Source organism: Mucilaginibacter phyllosphaerae (assembly GCF_004378255.1).
Classification (GTDB): Bacteria; Bacteroidota; Bacteroidia; order Sphingobacteriales; family Sphingobacteriaceae; genus Mucilaginibacter; species Mucilaginibacter phyllosphaerae.
Map to the genome: position 1 here is coordinate 21,831 of NZ_SNQG01000001.1, position 22,973 is coordinate 44,803.

Genomic DNA, 22,973 nt, shown 5'->3' on the forward strand with positions numbered 1-22,973 from the left:
TTTAAGAGAGTGCAAAGATAGTTTTTAATCCATCATTTAAAAACAGAATTTTACTTTTTTCTTTATCTGCCTCATTACTTTAGTGTTAATTTTTTGATAAGCTGATGGAAATACGCCGGCGAATGCAGTAAGCGGTTGCCGTACCAGGAAAACAACTCGCCATTTACCAATATTATTTCACTATCGGGCAGGGCATTTTTAAATTCATCTATATGCTTTTGCCCAAATGGGTAAGGTTCTGAAGATAGTAACACCACGCCGGGTTTTAACAGCTTTAATTCATCCATGGTAACCTCGGGGTAACGCGCATCACTTATTACATTTTTAAACCCGCAAAGCTGCAGCATGCTATCTATAAAAGTACCTTTACCGGCAGCCATATACGGTTTTCGCCAGATAAAATAGGCCACATTTATGGGCTGCACAAAAGGTTGCAGCGTTTTAAATTGTGTGCCGATACTGCCATACAGCTTTGCAGCTGCCGCCCCCCTGCCGGTTATTTCGCCCACTTTTGTGATCATTGTTAAAGCTGCCGGCAGGTTATGAATGTCGCTTACCCAAACGGGGTAATGTTTCATCAGTTCTTCTATCTGGCTTTGCTGGTTCTCTTCTTTGTTGGCGATGATCAGATCGGGATGCAGATGGTGTATGGCCTGCATATCTAATTGCTTGGTACCGCCAATTTTGGCAATATGTTTAACCTTTTTAGCCGGGTGGATGCAGAATTTGGTAATACCGGCGATATGTGCATCCAGGCCCAGGGTAAACAAAAGTTCGGTTTGCGAGGGCACAACAGATATGATGCGCCGGGGCGGTTGCGGCAAATCAACCGCGTTGTTCATCTGATCGTAAAAAACCGGCATATTTTGTTTGGCCTTGTTGTTGTTGTGCTAAGGTAAATTAAATTTCGGCCATCAAAAATCACTACTTTTACCACAATGAATTATTTTGAATTTTACGATATCCCCGAATCCTTTAAGCCGGATGCTGCATACATCAAAAAACAGTTTTATGCTTTAAGCAAGCAATATCACCCGGATTTTCATGCTACCGCCGATGATGAAAAGCAGCAGGAGATCTTAGAATTATCTACCCTGAATAACAAGGCCTACCAAACCCTAAACGACCCCAACCGGCTGCTGGAATATGTTTTAAAACTGCACGGATTGGTAAGCGAAGGCGCAAAACCACAACTGCCGGCAGATTTTTTAATGGAGATGATGGACCTGAACGAGCGCCTGATGGAAATTGAAAATGCCGGCCAGCTTGGCGAGATAAGCGCGGAAGTGGCTGCCATTGAAGGGGATATGGCCGAAGAACTAAACAACCTGACGAAAGATTACACCACACTGAACGATACCGCTAAAGCAAGCAGGCTTAACGATGTTGCAAATATTTATTACAGGCAAAAATATCTGTTGCGAATTAAAGAGAGTTTAGATACATTTGCAGCCCGCTTATAAGCAAAACGACTTTTGCTTGGCATGCCCAGCTGGCGGAATTGGTAGACGCGCTGGTCTCAAACACCTGTGGGAAACCGTGCCGGTTCGACTCCGGCGCTGGGTACAAAGCCCCGATAGTACTATCGGGGCTTTGCTGTTTTACAAGGACATCATCTTACCAAAACCGCCAAATAATAAGGCCATTAGCGCCGCTAACTGTATTTGTCCCGTTTTTGTCCACCCCCTACAGGGGCTAATTATGTTACCTTTACGCAAAAAATAAGGGCGAAATATTCATAAACGATATACTATCCTATTTAAAAGAAAATATTTTCTTTTAAATTAATAATATTCTTATATTCAATAAAATAATTTCTTTGCACTGCGCAAAAAGCTAAAAACACCCTTTATGTTTATTATTTAATAAGTACTTTTGATACTTGTATATCCAAAGCATAATATCTAATTAAGCGCCTGATATACAAGCCCTGATAATAATTTAATATTGATAACCCTTCTAAAAAATAATGACAATTGCAAATCCCCTTGCATCTGCCCCGAATTACACCCAAACGGGTAATAAAGTTTTATGTTGCAAACAGAAAATAGCAAAAACATCCGGTTTGTATCGGCCTAAATAACTTATTACACACTTTTCGCCAACTAAAAACTCCTAATAAAAAATACGATAGATAATTAATACCCCTGATGATAAAAACTTTACCTTATAACACCCCTGCGATGTTTAAAAGATTTTTTTTAGCTGTACTTTTAATTTTAGGATGTGCTGCATCAAAGGCCCAGCAAACCTACTTAGCCGCCGGTGGCAACGCTGCCGGCACAGGTGGTTCGGCAGCATACGCTGTTGGGCAAAGCGCCTACATGTTTAATAACGGCAGCAACGGCAACGAACAGCAGGGTGTTTTACAGCCATACGCTTTACAGCCTGCCGCCCCCGTATTTGTTTTTGACAAGCTGGGCCTTACCGCCGCTACACAACCTGGGGCAGCCTATTCGCTGCGCTTATTAAGCAGCAGCTATACCGGCCCGCTGTTGCGCTTACGCATCGATACCGTTTTTTATGATGTGTACCCCGATGCTACCGCCAGCCATGCATTCTCTATGTCGTCTCCGGTATCTGCTGCCTATGCCACTTTTGATGCGGCACAAACCGGCGCTACAAGCACCCTGTTAAGCACCTTAGCCATCGGCGGCAAAAGCGCCGGGGTGGCAACCTGGTACGATCAAAGCGCCAACGCGCGCAACGCCGTGCAGGGCAATATTAACGCCTTGCCGCAGATCATCAGAACCGGGTCTATCACCATGGCAAACAATAAACCCGCCATAACCTTTTCGGGCAGCCAGTGGCTTACCGTAACCACAACCGCTTTAAACACCAACCTGAGCGGCTCGGTAGTGTATAATGCCACCGGCAGCAACAATACCGGCGGCGATGGCGGCTCCTGGTACCAGATGCGCGGCATACTGGGCAGCGAGGTAGCAGGTACTGTTAACGATTACGGCTATGGCATTTACAATGGCCGGTTTACGGCAGGTAACGGCCCGACAGATATGTCGGTAGCCGGTATTAATGTGAACGACGGTACTACCCGCCTTGGCAGCTGGACCAGGCAAAGCAGCGACGGCACCGTAAAACTATACAGCAACCAGCATACAGATATGTACGCCGTGTTAAATACGGGCGAACTTACCTCGGTATCTTCTTTAGCCATTGGCGCAACCACTACCGGCGGCGACGGCGGCTTTTACGGGTCCCTGAGCGAAATGGTATTATCGCCCCTGGTTTATAACGATACCGAACGCCAGGCGATAGAAAGCAGCCAGACAACCTATTATCAAATTATCACCCAGCCTACCATATCTGTTACCAATGATCTGCCTGCTTTAACCGTTACTACCCGTGGTACCGCATCAGCGGCATCCTCTTTTGTTGTAGCAGGTTATCAGCTTACCGGGGGCATCCTGGTTACAGCGCCTGATGGCTTTGAGGTAGGTAAGGATAATACAACTTTTGCACCAGCGGTTACAGTTGGTACCGGTGGCGATATCGCATCTGCCCCTGTTTATATCCGCTTATCCGCTGCGGCGGCAGCCGGTAATAATTTGGGCAATATCATCCTGTCGAGCGCGGGTGCGGCTTCCGTTAAAGTAGCCATTGCCGCCAGCACGGTATTACCGCAGGCCGGCGACGGCCCTACCGCCAATTACGGCACGGCACACACCTTTGCCTTAGATGAACCGAGTACGGTTACCCCTTTAGGCGCCAATGTAGGTGCATTGGGGTATAATGCACCGGTTGCTATCGGTAAAAGCATTGGCAGCGGTTTTGTAAAGGCCGTAGTAGATAGCGCCGGCAACACCTACCTCATCAGCAGTTCAAAAACTACCATACAGGTAATACCGGCCAGCGGCGCAGCCGCCTATGATATAGGCGGGCCATTCAACAGCCCTGTAGGTATGGCCCTGGATAAGGCAGGTAACCTGTATGTTGCCGAAAGAACCGCCTTGTATAAAGTGGTACCGGCTACGGGTACTACTACGCCGGTGACTGATATCACTTTAGCATCTGCAACAAGTATTGCGGCTGATGATTATGGCAACCTGTATATTGTAAACAGGCGCCGGATCTATAAATACGAAATCGGCACCGGTAATTTTAATGAAATTGACACCAGGATAGCTGGTGTAGTTAACATTGCCGTAAAAGGTAATACGGTTTATTATTCCGTACTAATTTCCTCTCAACAGGCCATATTCCAAATGAGCCTGGATGGCAGCAACCGGAGTATAGTAACCCAGCCTGATGGCTTTGCAGTAGATGGCGACCTTACCGGCCATGCTTACGGCGGTGGCCTTACTAATATTTCGCGCTACGGCGGTGATGATGGCCTGATCTTGAATGTAGGTGCCGCTTATAATTTAAGTACGGACCTTAAAGGCAACATCTATTATGCCGCCACGCAAGATTCGCTGGTTAAAAAGCTAACCCCATCCGGCGGCTACTTTATCGATAAGCCCCTGCCTTTGGGTTTAAGCTTAAACGGATCTACGGGCATCATCAGCGGTACCCCGCAAGCCGTTTCGCCTGCTGCCGCCTACACCATTACCGCTTACAGCGGCACCCAAAGTGTGGTAAGTACCGTTACGCTGGCAACCGTGGTTAACAACCGCGACCTGAGCGCCCTGACGGTAAGCGGCACCACCATCGGCGACTCGTTTAATGCAGATACCACCGGTTATAATGCCGTAACAGCAGCCAGCCTCGATGTGGTCACCATTACACCAACAGCTGCTGCGGCGGGCTCCACTATAACCTGCAACGGCATTACAGTAGCATCCGGCAGCGCCATAAATGTACCGGTAGTAACTGGGGCCAACACCATCTATGTGGTGGTGACGTCCGTGTTCGGCACAACCAAAACTTATACCCTTAACATTAAAAGAGGTGTACGGGTATCGCTCGATTACGGCCCGGAACAAACCTTTACAGTAAATAAAGCTATTACCGCGATTACCCCTGCGGCAGCCAACGTGCTGCCATGGGGTTACGATAACCCGCGCAAAAAGCTCAGGTCAGATTTTATGACCGGGAATTATTTGGCAGCATTGACAGATAGCGCAGGGACAACCTATGTTGTGTGGCAGAATTTACACCCTGATGATTTAAGCAGAAATTATATTACGGCGGTGCCGGCAGACGGCGGGGCAACGTATAATGTCGGCGGCCCCTTCAATTATATTTCTGCTGCGGTGATGGATAAGGATGGTAACCTGTATGTTGCCATAGTAGGAGGCGAAATTTATAAGGTTGTGCCATCTACCAATACCAAAACGCTCCTCCCTTTCTCAATTACTACTGCCCCCCAGATAAGTTCACTTGCTTTAGATGATAATGGCCGCCTTTATATAGGCGATGTACACAACGGGCTGTATATACTTGACCTAAGTACCGGTGTTACTAAAAAAGTGGACAATGTTAATACAACATTTAGCATTGCCATATTTGAAAATTATCTTTTTTACAATGATTTTGGTGTGATGTACAGGTCAGATCTGGATGGTGTAACAAATAAAATCATAACGGGCTATCCCGGGAGTCAGTTCCTGGTCTCTTTCTTCGATCCTGCCGGTTATTATTACGGGGGGAAACGAGTTGTTCAAAAGCTGGGTAAAGGGAAAGACGCGCTAAATAATGTTCAGGCTCAGCCTATTAAAGGTTTCATCCGGCCCAAGGATACTTTTGGATCACCTTCAACAAATATTAATTATGATGGTACAACCCTGATAGATTACAGCGCCACCATTGATGGAAAGGGCAAGATTTTATCCGGTTTAGCAATCGGAATATTACTTGACATTCCGTCCGGAGGTTATTATATCGATAAAAGGCTGCCCCGCGGTATGGATTTTGATGAGTATACAGGTGTTATCAGCGGTACGCCAACCAGGAGTTCCCCAAAAACAGACTACCGTATCACCGCCTATAACGAGCAGGAGAACGCAGTAAGCACCTTTACGCTTGGCGTAGAGAACAACCTGGAGCTTAGTAACCTGGTTACCGATGCAGGCAGCCTAACCCCAACCTTTAATGCCGATAGCACCAGTTATTCGATAACGGTTAACAGCAGCACCACATCGGCTAATATTACCGCAAGCCTTAGCGATACCACCAACCGTTTAACGGTAAATGGCGTTGCCGCAACATCAGGCGCAGCCACAAGCATCGCCCTGAATATAGGGAGTAACACCATCCCGGTAGTGGTAACGGCATCGGATAGCACCACTAAAACTTATACGGTAAACATCTACCGTGCAACTAATAAATTAGCCGGCCTTACCGTTAGCGCAGGCTCGCTTAACCCGGTTTTTAACCCAGATACGCTTAACTACAACGTAACGGTACCTGCTTTGGCAACAACCGTAGCCGTTACACCGGCGGCAACGGACGCGGCATCAACCATCACGTATAACGGCAACCCGGTTACGCACGGCTCGGCAGTAACTATACCGCTTACCGGTAATGCTACCAGCGCTGTATTTCTGGTTACCTCGCCAAATGCCGACCCGGTAACTTATACCATAGCATTCAACAGGTCAACCTCGCCCGTTGTTAATTATGGCACGGCACACACCTTTGCGTTGGATGAACCCATTACCCCGGTTACCCCTTCGGGCGCCAATGTTGGTGCGTTGGGTTATAATGCACCGGTTGCTATCGGTAAAAGCATTGGCAGCGGTTTTGTAAAGGCCGTAGTAGATAGCGCCGGCAACACCTACCTCATCAGCAGTTCAAAAACTACCATACAGGTAATACCGGCCAGCGGCGCAGCCGCCTATGATATAGGCGGGCCATTCAACAGCCCTGTAGGTATGGCCCTGGATAAGGCAGGTAACCTGTATGTTGCCGAAAGAACCGCCTTGTATAAAGTGGTACCGGCTACGGGTACTACTACGCCGGTGACTGATATCACTTTAGCATCTGCAACAAGTATTGCGGCTGATGATTATGGCAACCTGTATATTGTAAACAGGCGCCGGATCTATAAATACGAAATCGGCACCGGTAATTTTAATGAAATTGACACCAGGATAGCTGGTGTAGTTAACATTGCCGTAAAAGGTAATACGGTTTATTATTCCGTACTAATTTCCTCTCAACAGGCCATATTCCAAATGAGCCTGGATGGCAGCAACCGGAGTATAGTAACCCAGCCTGATGGCTTTGCAGTAGATGGCGACCTTACCGGCCATGCTTACGGCGGTGGCCTTACTAATATTTCGCGCTACGGCGGTGATGATGGCCTGATCTTGAATGTAGGTGCCGCTTATAATTTAAGTACGGACCTTAAAGGCAACATCTATTATGCCGCCACGCAAGATTCGCTGGTTAAAAAGCTAACCCCATCCGGCGGCTACTTTATCGATAAGCCCCTGCCTTTGGGTTTAAGCTTAAACGGATCTACGGGCATCATCAGCGGTACCCCGCAAGCCGTATCGCCTGCTGCCGCCTACACCATTACCGCTTACAGCGGTACCCAAAGTGTGGTAAGTACCGTTACGCTGGCAACCGTGGTTAACAACCGCGACCTGAGCGCACTGACGGTAAGCGGCACCACCATCGGCGACTCGTTTGATGCTAACAACATCACTTATAATGCCGTAACAGCAGCCAATCTCGATTCGCTCACCATTACACCAACAGCTGCTGCGGCGGGCTCTACAATAACCTGCAACGGCATTACAGTAACATCCGGCAGTGCCATACAAGTACCGGTAATAACCGGGGCCAACACCATCGCGGTAGTGGTAACGTCCGAGTTCGGCACGGCCAAAACTTATACCCTTAACATTAAAAGAGGTGTACGGGTGTCGCTCGATTACGGCCCGGAACAAACCTTTACAGTAAATAAAGCCATTACCGCGATTACCCCTGCGGCTGCCAACGTGTTGCCATGGGGTTACCATAACCCGCGCAAAAAAGTCAGGTCAGATTTTCTGACCGGAAATTATTTGACGGCATTGACAGATAGCGCAGGGACGACCTATGTTGTGTGGCAAAATTTACACCCTGATGATTTAGGCATGAATTATATTACGGTGGTACCGGCCGATGGAGGGGCGACCTATAGAATCGGCGGCCCCTTCCATTACATCTCTGCTGCCATTATGGATAAAGAAGGTAACCTGTATATTGCCATAGAAGGAGGCGAAGTTTACAAGATAATACCATCTACCAATACCGTAACGCCCCTCCCTTTTTCCATTACTAACCCCCGATTAGCTGCGCTCGCTTTAGATGATAATAATCGCCTTTATATAGGAGATGCACATAACGGGCTGTTTATACTTGACCAAACTACCGGTATTACTACAAAAGTTGATAGTACTAAATCAACAAATACCATTGCCATATATGACAATTATATTTTTTATAATGATTTTGGCGAGATGTACAGGTCAGAACTGAATGGTAATAACAAAATTGATATTAAAAATCAAAGTAGTCAGCAACTTATCTCTTTCTTTGATCCCGCCGGTTATTATTATGGGGAAAAAATATTTGTTCGGAGACTGGGCAAAAAACAATATGCATTAGATCCTAATCATGATCAGATTATTAAAGGTATAATCATTGTTGAGGATACTTTTAATTTGACTTTGGGAAGTACTTTTTATGATGGAACAGCCAGGATAGATAACAGTGCCAGTATCGATGGGAAGGGCAGGTTTTTAGGGGGGCTGGCAGGAGGATTTATATTTCTTGACGTTCCGTCCGGAGGTTACTTTATCGATAAAAGGCTGCCCCCGGGGATGGATTTTGATGAGGACACAGGCATTATCAGCGGTACCCCAACCAAGAGCTGGCCAAAAACAAATTACCATATTACCGCCTACAATGAGCGGGAGAACGCAGTAAGCACCTTTACGCTTGGCGTAAAGAACAACCTGGAGCTTAGTAACCTGGTTACCGATGCAGGCAGCCTAACCCCAACCTTTAATGCCGATAGCACCAGTTATTCGATAACGGTTAACAGCAGCAGCACATCAGCTAATATTACCGCCACCCTTAGCGATACCACCAACCGTTTAGCGGTAAATGGCGTTGCCGCAACATCAGGCGCAGCCACAAGTGTTGCCCTGAACGCAGGGGATAACAACATCCCGGTTGTGGTAATGACACCGGATAGCACCACTAAAACCTACGTGGTAAATATCCACCGCATCTCTAACGATTACAAACTGCATAACCTAACGGCAAGCACAGGTGTGCTTAGTCCGGCTTTTGATGCAGATGTAACCGGCTATACGGTAGATCTTCCGAATGGCACCAATTCTGCAAAACTAACGCCAACAGCCGATGCTTTTGCTACCATTAAGGTAAATAATGTGATTACCCGTACCGGCTTTGCATCACAAAACTTAGCCCTTAACCCCGGCGACAACAATGTAGAGGTAGATGTAACCGCCGAAGATGGAACGTCCAGGCAGATCTACACCGTTAACCTGCGTGTGGCAACCTCTTCTTCTGTATCCTTGGGCGGCATTACTTTAAGTGCGGGCACGTTAAACCCGGCATTTAGTCCGCTGAGTACCGGGTACCGCGTAACCGTACCCATCGGCACAGCAGCTATCAGCGTACTGCCAGTGCTTACAGACGCCAGATCATCAGCTACCGTAAACGGCACTGCTGCAACAAGCGCGGTAAGCGTACCGTTAAGCAACGGCCTAAACCTTATAACTGTTAATGTTTTGGCGGATGACGGTACCACCACAAATACCTACACCATTACGGTTAACAGGCTGGTACCTGCGCCTGCTGCTACAGCAGTTGCCGCACAGGTTTATACCAAAGGCATCGCCATAGCACCTTTAAGTGCCGGGTTAAGCAATGTAGGCACTCCGGGGTATTTTGCCCTGGCAGATACGCTTACCAAAGCATTACCAACCCCAACCGGTATAGCCATTAACAAAGCCGGCGATTTATTTGTGGCCGATGTAACTGCAGGTTCGGTATATAAACTGCCTGTTGGCGGCGGTGCGCCGGCTGTTATCCTTAACGGCTTAAACAACCCGCTTGGCGTAGCTACCGATGCGGGCGGCAACGTATATGCAATTGGTTTAGGCAGCACGGGTATCAACAAGGTAACCCCTGCCGGTGTAATTACCACTATAGGCAATAGCCTGGTGTATCCTACGGCTTTAGCTGTTGATACCGCAGGAAATATCTTTGTGATAGAAACCATAAACCATGCCCTTAAAAAAGTAACACCTGCAGGTGTTACCACCACTTTAACCAACAATCTTACTTACCCCTACGGCTTAACCCTTAACCCGGCCGGCGACATTTACGTAGCCGATAACAATGCCGGCACTATTGTAAAGTTTGATGCTGCAGGCGGTAATAAAACCGAACTGATAACCGGCCTTACCAACCCTACCGATGTAAAGTTAGATGCACAGGGTAACATTTATGTAAACCAGGGCGGCAGTAACCTGCTAACCAGGTTTGATAAAAATGGCGCTAACCCGGTTAACCTATCCACCGGTTACGAGGGGCTGTTTGGCGTAGCCGTTGGCACCGATGGCAAACTTTACACTACCGATAATGCAAAACAAGCGGTAGAAAAACTCACCCCATCCGGCGGGTATTACTTAAGCGACCCATTGCCGAATGGCTTATTGTTTGATGCCGCAACCGGTATCATCAGCGGTACGCCAACCACTTTGGCCGCAGCTAAAGATTATACCATAACCGCTTATAACAGCGGCGGCGGTACTGCGCAAACAATTAACATTGCGGTATTGCCTAATGTATCATTAGCTAACCTCACTATCAGCGAAGGCACCTTTACCCCTGCCTTTGACAGCACAGTGGGCGCCTACACCGCCACGGTTGCCAATACCACTACCTCAGTCACCTTAACGCCAACCCTTAGCGATGCAAGCGCAACAGTAAAGGTTAAGGGCACTTTAGTATCAAATAGTTCAGCTTCTGCACCTTTATCTTTGGCCATAGGCGATAACATTATACCGGTTGAAGTGACGGGAGCAGATGGCAGCACCACTAAAACCTACACGGTTACGGTGAATCGCCCTGGCGCTACCGTTGCCGACCTGGCCCTGATCAGCATCGACCCGGCCTCGTCGCTAATAGTAGCATCTAAAACCAAAACACAGATAGGGTACACCACTTCAGTTAGCCCGCTGGCAGCAACAGTAAGCGTTACAGCGACGCTTAAAGATCCTAATTCAACCATGACGATTAACGGTGTAGCCGCTACCAGCGGCCTTGCATCGGCCCCCGTAGCACTTAACAATAGCGGTGTTACATTTATCACAACAGTAGTTACAGCCCAGGATGGGGTAACCACCAAAACTTACATTATAGCAGTAAGCAGAACGGGTTCTAACATCTCTGATCTGTCACTTGTGCGCCTTAGCCCTGCTTCGGTATTAACTGTTCAAAGTGATACCAAAGCTTTGGCAGAATATAGCACATCTGTTAGTTTTGCAACCGAAGAAGTAAGCATCATCCCAACATCTAAAGACCCTAATGCAACTATTAAGGTAAATGGCATTACTGTAGCAAATGGTGCAACATCACCGGCAATACGCCTTAATGCAGGTGCTACTTTAATTACAACTGTGGTTACTGCCGAAGATGGCACTACTGCACGTACTTATAAAATAACGGTAAATCGTACAGGTGCCAGTGTGGCCGATCTTGCAATTTTGAGCATGGATCCAGGTTCAAACCTTATCCCGGATATCAAAAGCAAAACCTTAATAACTTATGGTACATCTGTTGGCACTAACGTAACAACGGTACGTTTTACCCCTACCCTGAAAGATCCCAACGCAACCATTACCGTGAACGGAGTACCGGCGGTTAGCGGCGTGCTTTCGGCTCCGGTGGCTCTGAATACTTCCGGCCCTACCCTGGTCAATATCGTCGTAACCGCTCAGGATGGTACCACCACTAAAACCTATGCCGTTACTGTTAACCGTACCGGCGGGAACCTGGCCGATCTTTCACAGATCAGCACCGACCCGGCTTATCCGCTTACCGTGGTCAGCAACAGCAAAACCCTTACAGAATATAGCATAGCTGTAGGCATGAGCTTAAACAGCATTAAAGTGCTGCCTACAGCCCGCGATGCCAACGCATCCATCACCGTTAACGGTGTGCCGGTAGCCAGCGGAGCGGCTTCTGCCCCGGTTGCCTTGAACGGGGTGAGCACCGTTATTACCACTGTAGTGACCTCCGGCGACGGACTGAACAGCAAAACCTATACCCTTACCGTGAACAGGACCGGCGCATCCGTTGCCGACCTGGCCCTGCTTAGTTTGAACCCGGCAACCGTACTGGCCGTACAAAACAATACCAAAACGCTGGTAGAGTATAGCGCTTCAGTCAGCTTAAGCACGGCAAGCCTGCGGGTTGTGCCTACCGCCAAAGACCCTAACGCCACCATCAGGGTGAACGGCATCGTGGTGGCCAGTGGTACCGCTTCAGCTGCCATTACGCTTAACCCCGTAACTACCGTGATCAATACCATTGTAACGGCTGAAGACGGTGTGACAACCAGGACCTACCGGGTGACCGTAACCCGCGTGCCGGCCGCCAATGCCGACCTGGCTAAGGTGAGCCTCAGCGCCGGTACCGCCCTGCAGCTGCAAACCAACACGCCTGAACTGGTCACTTATACCACCGCTGTAAATGCGGCTACGGCCAGCCTTACCGTTAAGCCAACGCTTAAAGATGCCAACGCCACTATGACACTGAACGGCCTGGCACTGGCAAACGCTGCGGTATCCGCACCGATAGCCCTGAACACCGGTAACAATACCATCAGCATCGTAGTGACCGCAGAGGATGGCAGCACCACCAAAACTTACAACATCATCGTTAACAGGCCGGGCAATAACCTCGCTGTAGGCAGATCGGATGCCAAAATGTTCGCTGCCAAAAGCACCAATAGCTTTGCACCGGATGAGGATGCCATCGTAGTGCACCAGGGGGTGTCGCCAAACGGCGACGGCTTTAACGATATCCTGGTGATCGAGGGTATCTCTTCCTTCACCGGTAACAAGCTTTCCATCATGAATACCAACGGTACACTCGTTTTTGAAATGAAGGATTACGGTAAGGATGGCAGCCATGTATTCGACGGGCATACGCAGAACGGTACGCTTCTGAAACCGGGTACGTATTATTACCTGCTCGAATATCAGAACGGACAAATCGCTAAACGCAGATCCGGTTATATCGTACTTAAATTCTAAATAACATTAATAAAACGAAAGAAGCCCGGTGCAATGCAACGGGCTTCTTTCGTTTTACAGCGGTTAAAGCTGCCATGTCAAAACCACTTCTCTACTATTAAACCATAGGTAAACAGCAGGTTTTCGCTATTAGTGCGGTTTACGCGATTGTAATTTAAAGATGTTGTTAAACTAAGCCATTTTTGAATCTTAAAAGAAAGGTTGGTTGTAGTACGGATAATATAATCGCTTTTGCGCTCAAAAGAATTCTGGATAAAGTTTGAACCATCAATAACTACCCTGTCCTTAATACTGAATCTAAATTGCAGCCTGAATGAATTGCGGTAAGTTTGGTAAACATCGGGCATGTTGTTGGGTAAGGTGAGGTTACTGGCATCAAATAAAACACCATTGCTGATATTAAGGTAAGTATTGGGGCTATCAAAAAAATTATATGCTACACCCACCCCGGCCAGTAACTGGTTATTGATTTTGAGCGAATAGCTGGTATTGTAATTGGCCAGCCCCCAGTAAAAAAAATGCGGAAAGGTTTTGTACAGATTAAAATCCAACGCGGTAGAAAAATCATTATTGCTGAGGTTGCCGTTCTGCTTGCCGTAGATCCAGTTATTGTTAAAGTTGAGCGAGATATCCTTTTTTTTAATATTGAATTTAAAAGCATTGTTTAACAGATAAGCCGTACCATCATTGGTTTTGTTGATAGAACCCGACGATAAGTAAGCCGTATGATAATGCGTGGTATCGTTAAACTGCGCTAAGGCACTTTTGCTACAAACCAAGCAAATAATCAGCAAGATATTTTTAAAAAGTATGTTTTTTGGCATAAGCGACCAGATCTACAGGCTGACGGACAATCACAGCCACCGGATAGTTCTTGTTGTTAATTTAAAATTTAACATACCAACCAATAAATTGGTTTTATTCTATTGATCAACCCATCAACCCCTATACCTAAAAAAGCCCTGCCACGTTGTCTGCGGCAGGGCTTCCTTGTAGAGTTATGATGTTATTTTTTCTTCCATTGCTGTTGCAGCAGTTTCATAAAATAACCGCCAACCACACTGCGCGCCTGGAAACCTACCTGCTTGCCGTTAGTGGTTTCGTGCCAGTCGCTGATGGGTACGCGCGACGGCGTTTCAGTGGCATACTTATATACAGGGTCGGTTAAGGCTTTAAAATCTGCGGCGTTATCGGCCAGCGTTGCAGTCCATATGATCCAGTCGGATTTTGTGTATGTTCTACGGCTATCCAGCGGCAAGCCATACTCTTTTTGTTTGCCAAGATAATATTTAACCTCTGATTGATAAACTTGCCGGGGGAACATATCCAGATCCAGTAATTTGTCCCAGATCAGGTTATATTTCTGGCTCCAGGTATCGGGCTTCTCAAAAACCAACGAATAATGGTCGCCGGCATTTGCCATTTGCATCCAGCGGGCAACATAATCTTTACCAATGGCCCGATACTTTAAATAAGTGGCTTTGTCGCCCAGCATATTGGCCAGCATAGCATAGGCCGCTATACCATTAATGGCTTTTACCGATAAATTAGCATTCCGCGCCAGGTGGCCGGCAAAATCATCGGTACAAAGCTGGTTGGCAGGGTCTAAACCCTCTTTAACCAAAAAGCCAACCCAGGTAGTTAAGGTTGCCCAGTGCTTTTTAGCATACGCTGCATTACCCTCGGCTTTGGCAATGGCAGCCGTAAGTAATATCATATTGCCAGATTCTTCTACCGGCATATCCTCACCATAGGTTTGGCCGTTGGCTAAGGGATAAGTGCCCAGATCATGCGCGGCAAAGGGCTTTTTAAACCTCCCGCTTTCGCTGTAATAAAAAATACCGTTCAGCATTCCCTTAAGCAGGTTGGGGTTATAAGCCAAAAACAATGGCGCCGACGGATAAGTAACATCAACGGTATTGATTGAGCCATTACTAAAATTTTCTTTAGAGAGGAACAGGATCTCGCCATTCGGGCTTCTTTGCAAGCTATGGGCAGCAATGGCCTGCCTGTAAGCAATTGCGCAAAGCCTGGCATACTCTAAACCACCTGCGGCAGATGCCTTTACATTCATGGCATTATCAAACGCAATACATTTTTTGATGATACTTTTATAATCGGCGGCCGCCTGCTTTAGTTCACCTTCGATGGATTTATTGCCGTCTTTGTTCCACCATGGGCGCAGATCTTTACCAAAATATTGTACAGAGTAGATCTCATTATAGCCAACCTCTATAAATTTTTCTACCGGAACTGTACCAACTTTACCAAACGGTATAACCGTATTCAGGCACACCGAAGTTCCGCTTGTTACAGCCGTTGCCTTTTGGCCGGACACAAAGGAACTTAAAGCCTGGCTATCGTTACTGATATATTGCGACGCCTTTGCTGTAACGGGGGCCGCAACATACATATATCCCCAGTCTATCCGCAGGTCATCTCCCTTTTTCTGCAGAATGGGCTGCGCCTGCGTACCGGCCTTAAGCACATTTAACGCACCTGTATTGTATTTTTTGGTAATTATGGTTTGAGATGACCTGTTACGGGCAACATCTGCCGATGCACCAAAGTAAACAGACACCTGGTGCATTTTATCATCATTTGCCTTTACGCGGTAGGTAACATAGGTAACCGGGCGCGATAGCAAACTCAGGTTATCCATCAGCAATGGCGAGGTAAAAGTTACTTGCAGATCAGCCTTGCCTGCAGTAAAATTATAAATGGTTTGGGTGGCATTAATCAGCACCGATGTTTGCCGTGCCTCTTTTAAACCCTTTGTTTCGGCAGGTTTAAGCTTATCATCCAAACCGGCATCCAGCCAGGCACCACCGCCGGTGTTTACACAGTGCATGGCCAATACATTTTCACCGTCTTTTAGCTTTTCTTTCAGATCGCCTTTTATATCCGCAGGCAACAGATCGCCGTTGGCACCGGGGCTTACGTTTATCTTTGCGCCATTCAAATAAACCTCTGCATCATCATCATGGTGCAGCTTAAGTATCAGCTTGTTTAACGGTGTTGATCTTTTGTAGATGAAAGTACGGCGCACCCAAATGTCTCGTGTTTTCCAGATGGTTTTGGCTTGTGTAACATCATCACTGAAGGGTGCCGCGCCGGTTTTCCAGTCAGTGTCATTAAAACCGGGGTCTTCCCATCCCTCGGCGGGCTTTGTTTGGGTAAATTTACAAGTGTAGGGTTTGGTTTCACCGTCGGCTAAAATAGTGCTGTAGGGTACCGGCATTTGCCCCATAAAACGATAGCTTTCGCCATCTACCTTTATTAAACCCAGTAAAGATTGGTTTTTGCCTGTCCAATGCCGTGTTGTACTCTCGTTCAGTTTATCCGAAAACGACCAGACACTAAAATACGGATCATGTGTTATCAGCGGGTAAGCCGGGGCTTGGGTTGCCTGTGCATAAGCCAGATTGCCGGTAAATAAGCCCGCCAGCAGGCAGGCAACTTTTAAAGGGCTTTTCATAATGGGCAGGATTATTTTATTAGCTGCTTACGCCTGTTTTAAACAGACGCAAGCAGGTGTGGTTTTTGCGTATAGGTTTCCCAAAGCAATTCGCCAAACAGGGTATTGGCCCAGGCAAACCATTTACGGGTAAATTTAGTAGCATCATTTTTATGGAACGACTCATGCATAAAACCGGTGCTGCCATGCGTTTTGCGCAGGGTTTCTATACATTCTTTGATCTCGGCATCATCGTTACTGGTTATGGCACGGATGATGATACTGATAGGCCAGATCATATCCTTACCTACATGCGGCCCTCCTATCCCCTCGCCTGCAGTACCTTTAAAAAAGAACGGGTTGTTTAACGACCACAGCATTTTACGGGTGTTGATATATACCGGGTCGGTGTTTTTAACGGCATCCAGATATGGCATACCTAATAAACTTGGTACGTTGGCATCATCCATTAAATTATAACTGCCAAAGCCGTTAACTTCATACGCATATACCTTACCATATTCGGGATGGTTTATTACCGCATGTTTTTGTAAAGCTGCGTCTACCTCGTTTGCCAGGGCAAGCAATTCGGCTGATAAGGCATCATCTTTTGCTATAGCCTTCGCCATTTCTGATGCTTGCTTCAGGCTGGTAACTGCAAAAAAGTTTGATGGGATAAGGAAAGAATAAATGGTAGCATCATCGCTGGGGCGGAAGGATGAGCAAATTAAGCCTACCGGTTTTACGGGGTAGCCAAAGCCGTTCATCGGCACGCTATCGGTAGCAAAGGCCGTTTTACGCTGGAATGAATACGGGCCGTCGTTTTCCTTACGCTGCTGCTCTTTAAAGGTTTTCAGCACGCTTTGTATGGCCATCTTCCAACGGGCATCAAATGGCGATGCATCCCCGGTAAGCTTCCAATACTTATACGCCAGCCGGATAGGGTAACAAAGCGAATCTATTTCCCACTTGCGTTCGTGCAGGCCGGGTTTCATATCGGTCAGATCGTCTTTCCACTCACCTACTTTATTCGCATCGTCATAAAAGGCGTTGGCATAAGGGTCGCGCAAAATGCAGGTTACCTGGCGGTTTATTACACCTGCAACCAGCTTTTTAAGTTCGGCATCTTTGTTTATAAAGGCAATGTATGGCCAAACCTGGGCGCTGCTATCGCGCAGCCACATGGCGTCGATATCGCCGGTTATTACATAGGTATCGGGCTTGCCATCTGTTAATTTGTAAGTAACCGTAGTATCCAGTGTGTTAGGGAAACAGTTTTCGAACAGCCAGCCCAATTCCGGGTTTTTAACTTTAGCCTTAAACTCGGTTATTGCTTTTTCTATCGATGCATTTTTAAATCTCCGGGCCGATACAGGCACCCTTACAACCGGAAAAGCCGGTTTAGCTGCCACAGAAAACTTGCTCATAAGTACACCGGCACCTAATAAAGTGGTACTGCCGATAAATTGCCTTCTCTTCATTATATTAAACAGGTAAGTAAAATTAGTAGTGCATAATACTAAGTTTATTTTGAATATAAAACTGCCTGCCTATATTTTACGATAAAAGGATTGGCCGGCTTTATCAATAAATTAAATACAAGGCACATAATTAATCTAAAAAACCTGATATTACAGTCGCTTATCACCCAATTGATATTATATACCTTTTACGCATGAACAGAAGCAGCTTTTTAAAAAATGGCGCGTTAGCCGCAGGATCTATCTTAGCAGGAAATGCTGTGCTGGCAAGCACCACCACAAGCTATAACCCGGATACAGCCATTGCAGCCGGCAAACCTTTTAACTTAAACTACGCCCCGCACCATGGTATGTTTAAAAATGCTGCAGGGGCTGACTTTCTCAGTCAGATTCAATTTATGTACGATCAGGGTTTCCGGAGCATTGAAGATAACGGCATGAGCAGCCGCCCACCTGCCGAACAGGAAAAAATTGGTAACCTGCTGCATAAACTGGGGATGACAATGGGTGTTTTTGTGCTGGACAAAGGCGGTAACGGCGCCAATACCTTAGCCGCAGGCAAGCAGGAAAACATTGATGTATTTTTAAAGGGCTGCCGGCAAGCCGTTGAGGTATCTAAACGTTGCGGTGGCAAACTGGCTACCGTAGTACCCGGAGATTTTGCCCGCAACCTGCCATTGGATATCCAAAACGCCCATGTAATAACAGCTCTGCGCAAAGGTGCAGAAATTTTAGAGCCGCATGGTATTGTAATGGTATTAGAGCCCCTGAGTGACACACCCGATCTTTACCTGCGTACATCGGCGCAAACATACCTTATTTGCAAGGGTGTAAACAGCCCGTCGTGCAAGATCTTGTACGATATGTACCACATGCAGAAAAACGAGGGAAACATGATCAACAACATTAAATTAACCTGGGATGAGATAGCCTATTTCCAGATAGGTGATAACCCCGGCCGCAACGAGCCTACCACCGGCGAAGTTAACTATAAAAACATTTTTAAGTTTTTGTATGAGCAGGGCTATAAAGGTGTATTAGGCATGGAGCACGGTAACTCGCGCCCAGGCAAAGAAGGCGAAATGAGGGTAATTGCTGCTTACCGGGAAAGCGATAGTTTTTTATAAGCGTTATTTTTGTATCGGCTCATAAGCATAAACTACCTGGTAGGGCATGTTTTTTAGCTTCGCGGATATTTGCCCTATGGCCAGATTCTCAGTTTGCGGGGTTGGCTCGCATACAGAATAGGCCTTGCCTTTATACACAATTGCATCGCCAAGGGGTTTACTAAATTCAACAGCCATGGTAATATGGGTTGGATATAACAGCGCTATCATGGGCAGGTTGTAAATCTCTTTTACCAGATAAAAAAATAACGCCGCACGGTCATCGCAGTCGCTGTAATTTGATGCCAGGGTTTCGCCCGGTGATAAGCGTTTCTCTTTGCCAAAATTATCATTATCGTTTTCGTACAGAAAGGCATAACGGGTAAAACGCATCAGGTAGTCTACCCCTTTATGTTCGTCCATTCCCTTCATGTTTTTTTTAAGTAAAGGTATCAGCGAGCCATAGGTTTCTTTACTTAACGGTATATTAAAATAGGTTTCAAAGCTTACGCCCGGGTAATTGTTAAATGCTTTCTGCTGGTCGGTATTCAGCTTTACTTTAAAGTGATATTTTTTGCGGTCGTATTCAAACGACACCTGTTTTTCTATATCATGCTCGGGTTTAAAATCAGGCATCATCGTTACCTTGTATGAAAATGCTTTGGTAGCCGGTGCCACCGGGATATTTACAGGTATTGGCGGGTCGTTATTCAGATCGGCCCGGGCATAATCATGATAATTAAGACATACGAATTGCTTGCCATCTACCAAAAAATAAGGGATATCGCTAATATCTTCATTATTATAAATGTAAAAGATGAGTTTTTGGTGAGAAAGGGCCAGCCTGGCGTCATAGCCGGATTTATTCAACATAAACCACTTGTAAAAGGTATATCTGCCGTAATTTTTTTCTTTAGGGCTAATCTGCTGCGCCACCCTGCGGATCAGCTGATAATACAACCAATCGTTTAGCTGATACTTTTGCTTGTAGGCTAAAAGCGAATCGATAACAGGCTGATAGTTTGCCTTACTGATATTTTGATAGCCCAAGTTTAGGTTTTTAGCGCTAATTTCCTGCGGAATGTTTATGGATACAGATTCATCAACCTGAACCGTAAACGGATCTTTATAAAAATCTACACGCACCTGCTGCACCTGCCCTTTTACCACAGTAAAAAGCACTGTAAAACACAGTGAAAGCAAAAAGCAGTAAAGCACACGCATGGCTTAACAATTTGGTTATGTTAAATGTACAAATTATTAACATTTAATTAACACAAATAAAAATTTTATTGTAATAACCTGGATGGTGCTACACCATATTTATTTTTAAAAGCAAATGAAAAATGCGACAGGTCCTCAAAACCCAAATTCAGGTATATATCAGAAGCCGACTTACCTTTTTCTTTGATGAGGTAGTAGGCTTCCTGCAAACGGCGCTGCTGAAGCCACCGGGATGGTGTTATATTAAATATTTTTTCAAAATCGCGCTTAAAAGTAGCCAGGCTTCTGCCGGATAGGTAAGCAAACCTTTTTAGCTGCACATTAAAGTGAAAGTTTTTTTCCATAAAGCCTTCCAGATCTATCTTCCCCGGTTCGCTAAAATCAAACAATACATCTTTCATTTCAGGCTTGCTTTGCAGCAGTATCCATATTGCTTCGCGCAGCTTAAGATCCTGTAACTGCGTATCGATCTCTATACCCTCCTGCTGGTAAGGTGTTAATGATTCCATAAAACTTTTGTACAATGGCTGGGTAGCTAAAGCAACAATGCTATCGCCGTTAAAATGCCCCATTGCCTTAACCCCGTACGCTATACTAAAGTTACGCAGTGTTTGCTGATCCAGATAAACAGATACCGACTTAAATTCGCCGTTTGGCGGCGGTTGCTTATTAAACTTTACTAAATTATTTCGCCTTACAAGCCTGAAATCGCCCGGATTAAATGTATATTCCTTTACGCCATCATTCATTGTTAATATCCCGGCAATCTGATAACTAAATGTATGCTCGGGTACAAACTGCTCCCCCTCCCTATTGCGGGCAGAATAGCAGGAATAGGCTATTTTAGGTTTATCATGATGGATTAACTTGGCTGACATAATTTTTTTGAAACAGGCTGATTAAGCGGCTTAACAAAGTTACAGATCAATAACTGCCCGTTGCACGCTTAATCAACCATTGTTATAATTATTTTTTCAAATTTAAATAGCGTTTACCATATTCTGTTTCCAGAAAATTCTCAGCATCATCGGCATCTGTAGAAAGGCTTGTTGCCTGCCATTTCTCCAATTCCCTAAGTTTGGCTTCTTCTGAATGTTTTACAATGGCAAAAGCTTCGCTGCCAAGCAACAGGTGTAACGGTGGTTCGGCATTGTTTACTAAATTGATCATCACCGCGGCAGCCTTGGCAGGGTCGCCTACGGGTTTAAAGCTATTGTTTTTAAATGCGGCAACACGTTCGTCAACAGTGGTTTCATAACCTGCCACATGCGGGGCGTAGGTCATCGATCCTCCGGACCAATCGGTGCGAAAACCACCCGGCTCCACACAAATTATTTTAATACCCAGGGGCGCAACCTCAACAGCCAATCCTTCGCTAAAACCGCTCAGGCCGAATTTTGCAGCCTGGTAAATACTTACGCCGCCACTACCAACCCTGCCACCCATCGAGCTGATCTGCAAAACATGCCCCGACCGCTGCTTACGCATATAGGGCAATACCGCGCGGGTTATTTCAATTGGTGCGTATAAATTAGTTTCCAGCTGGCTGCGCACCTGCTCATCAGTATAACCTTCTACGGCGCCTGTTATACCAAAGCCGGCATTGTTTACCAGCACATCTATCCGGCCAAAATGCGCAACGGTATCAGCAATGGCTTTATGTACCCCAGGGTAATTGGTAACATCTAAATTTAATGGGTAAACCTGCCCCGGATATTTTTCTTCCAGATCTTTAAAACTATCCGTTTTACGGGCTGTGGCAGCTACTTTATCGCCCTGGGCAAGTACTGCCTCTGTAAGGCTGCGCCCCAATCCGCGGGATGCACCTGTTATGAACCAAATTTTTGTCATTGTCTTAAATTGTTATTTGTTTAAGACAAAGGTATAGCCGACGGAAAACTTTGGCTTTGCTGAAAAGCTCAAATTACTTTGTTTAAAAGATCTTTTACAGGTACTGCATGTTATGACTGACCGGGTAATTTAAGATCATTGATATCATCCAGCAAAAAACAACTGGTAAAATTAGTCATGCCTGTTTTTGGGTAATAATTAACAGCAGCCGGGGCAGCAAGTAATATAAGCTTTGCCTTTGGCGATTGTAACTTAGTTTCGGCGATCAAACGCACGCCAATGCCCATTTTTTGATAAGCTTCATCCACAGCCAGATCTGACAGATAGGTACAAAAAGCAAAATCTGTTAAGGCCCGCGATATGCCTACCAGCTTACCGTTTATACGGGCGGTAATAATAAGATTGGCATTTTGCAGCATATCCTGAATGCGTTCGGCGTCATCAACAGGGCGGCGCAAGGCCAATGTGCTGCGCTTTAGTACATCAATAAATTCGTCGGCATTAAGTGTTAGTTCGCGCTGATAAACAATTTCTGAAGCAGGCATTTCAATAAATTTAATGTTTTACAAATCTTAAATATCAGTCGCCGTAGCATCGGGCGATA

At 46.1% G+C, this 22,973-nt stretch carries 11 protein-coding genes and 1 tRNA gene; 4 read left to right on the forward strand and 8 right to left on the reverse strand.

Translation table 11 applies throughout. The features are described from left to right. Window positions 1-74: 74 nt before the first annotated feature. Window positions 75-863: a helical backbone metal receptor gene (locus E2R65_RS00135; RefSeq protein ID WP_134334451.1), complete on the reverse strand. Its 789-nt coding sequence runs from the start codon at window positions 861-863 to the stop codon at window positions 75-77. A 75-nt stretch (window positions 864-938) separates the two neighbouring features. Here E2R65_RS00135 and hscB point away from each other — a divergent pair, with 75 nt between their 5' ends. From hscB to E2R65_RS00150, 3 genes are all read left to right on the forward strand, one after another. Continuing rightward, a complete protein-coding gene (hscB, locus tag E2R65_RS00140) occupies window positions 939-1,463 on the forward strand; it encodes a Fe-S protein assembly co-chaperone HscB (RefSeq protein ID WP_134334452.1) in 525 nt (174 codons plus the stop codon). A 23-nt stretch (window positions 1,464-1,486) separates the two neighbouring features. Continuing rightward, window positions 1,487-1,566, forward strand: a tRNA-Leu gene (locus E2R65_RS00145). A 617-nt stretch (window positions 1,567-2,183) separates the two neighbouring features. After that, complete coding sequence (locus tag E2R65_RS00150; protein ID WP_158285181.1) at window positions 2,184-13,250, forward strand: cadherin-like beta sandwich domain-containing protein; 11,067 nt, start codon at window positions 2,184-2,186, stop codon at window positions 13,248-13,250. Between the two features lie 77 nt (window positions 13,251-13,327). On the opposite strand, the gene E2R65_RS00155 is transcribed toward E2R65_RS00150, so the two are convergent. The 3 genes from E2R65_RS00155 to E2R65_RS00165 all read right to left on the reverse strand — a co-directional run bounded on the left by E2R65_RS00155 (window position 13,328) and on the right by E2R65_RS00165 (window position 18,188). Next, on the reverse strand, window positions 13,328-14,044 hold the full coding sequence (locus E2R65_RS00155) for a DUF481 domain-containing protein (RefSeq protein WP_229704581.1): 717 nt from the start codon (window positions 14,042-14,044) through the stop codon (window positions 13,328-13,330). Between the two features lie 212 nt (window positions 14,045-14,256). Continuing rightward, window positions 14,257-16,728 (reverse strand): glutaminase family protein, encoded by a 2,472-nt coding sequence (locus tag E2R65_RS00160; protein WP_134334455.1) that lies wholly within the window; start codon window positions 16,726-16,728, stop codon window positions 14,257-14,259. A 38-nt stretch (window positions 16,729-16,766) separates the two neighbouring features. Beyond that, on the reverse strand, window positions 16,767-18,188 hold the full coding sequence (locus E2R65_RS00165; protein WP_134334456.1) for a glycoside hydrolase family 125 protein: 1,422 nt from the start codon (window positions 18,186-18,188) through the stop codon (window positions 16,767-16,769). Window positions 18,189-18,382: 194 nt separating this feature from the next. Between E2R65_RS00165 and E2R65_RS00170 the strand changes: the two genes are divergently transcribed. After that, window positions 18,383-19,315, forward strand: a complete 933-nt coding sequence (locus E2R65_RS00170) for a hydroxypyruvate isomerase family protein (RefSeq protein ID WP_134334457.1) — start codon at window positions 18,383-18,385, stop codon at window positions 19,313-19,315. 3 nt (window positions 19,316-19,318) lie between these two features. Here the strand turns inward: E2R65_RS00170 and E2R65_RS00175 are convergent, their stop codons facing one another. The 4 genes from E2R65_RS00175 to E2R65_RS00190 form a co-directional block, all read right to left on the reverse strand. Beyond that, window positions 19,319-20,518: a hypothetical protein gene (locus E2R65_RS00175; RefSeq protein ID WP_229704582.1), complete on the reverse strand. Its 1,200-nt coding sequence runs from the start codon at window positions 20,516-20,518 to the stop codon at window positions 19,319-19,321. A gap of 65 nt (window positions 20,519-20,583) precedes the next feature. Next, a complete protein-coding gene (locus E2R65_RS00180) occupies window positions 20,584-21,396 on the reverse strand; it encodes a helix-turn-helix domain-containing protein (RefSeq protein WP_134334458.1) in 813 nt (270 codons plus the stop codon). 88 nt (window positions 21,397-21,484) lie between these two features. Then, window positions 21,485-22,369 (reverse strand): oxidoreductase, encoded by an 885-nt coding sequence (locus tag E2R65_RS00185; RefSeq protein WP_134334459.1) that lies wholly within the window; start codon window positions 22,367-22,369, stop codon window positions 21,485-21,487. Window positions 22,370-22,479: 110 nt separating this feature from the next. Beyond that, window positions 22,480-22,914: a GNAT family N-acetyltransferase gene (locus E2R65_RS00190; RefSeq protein WP_134334460.1), complete on the reverse strand. Its 435-nt coding sequence runs from the start codon at window positions 22,912-22,914 to the stop codon at window positions 22,480-22,482. Window positions 22,915-22,973: the final 59 nt, after the last annotated feature.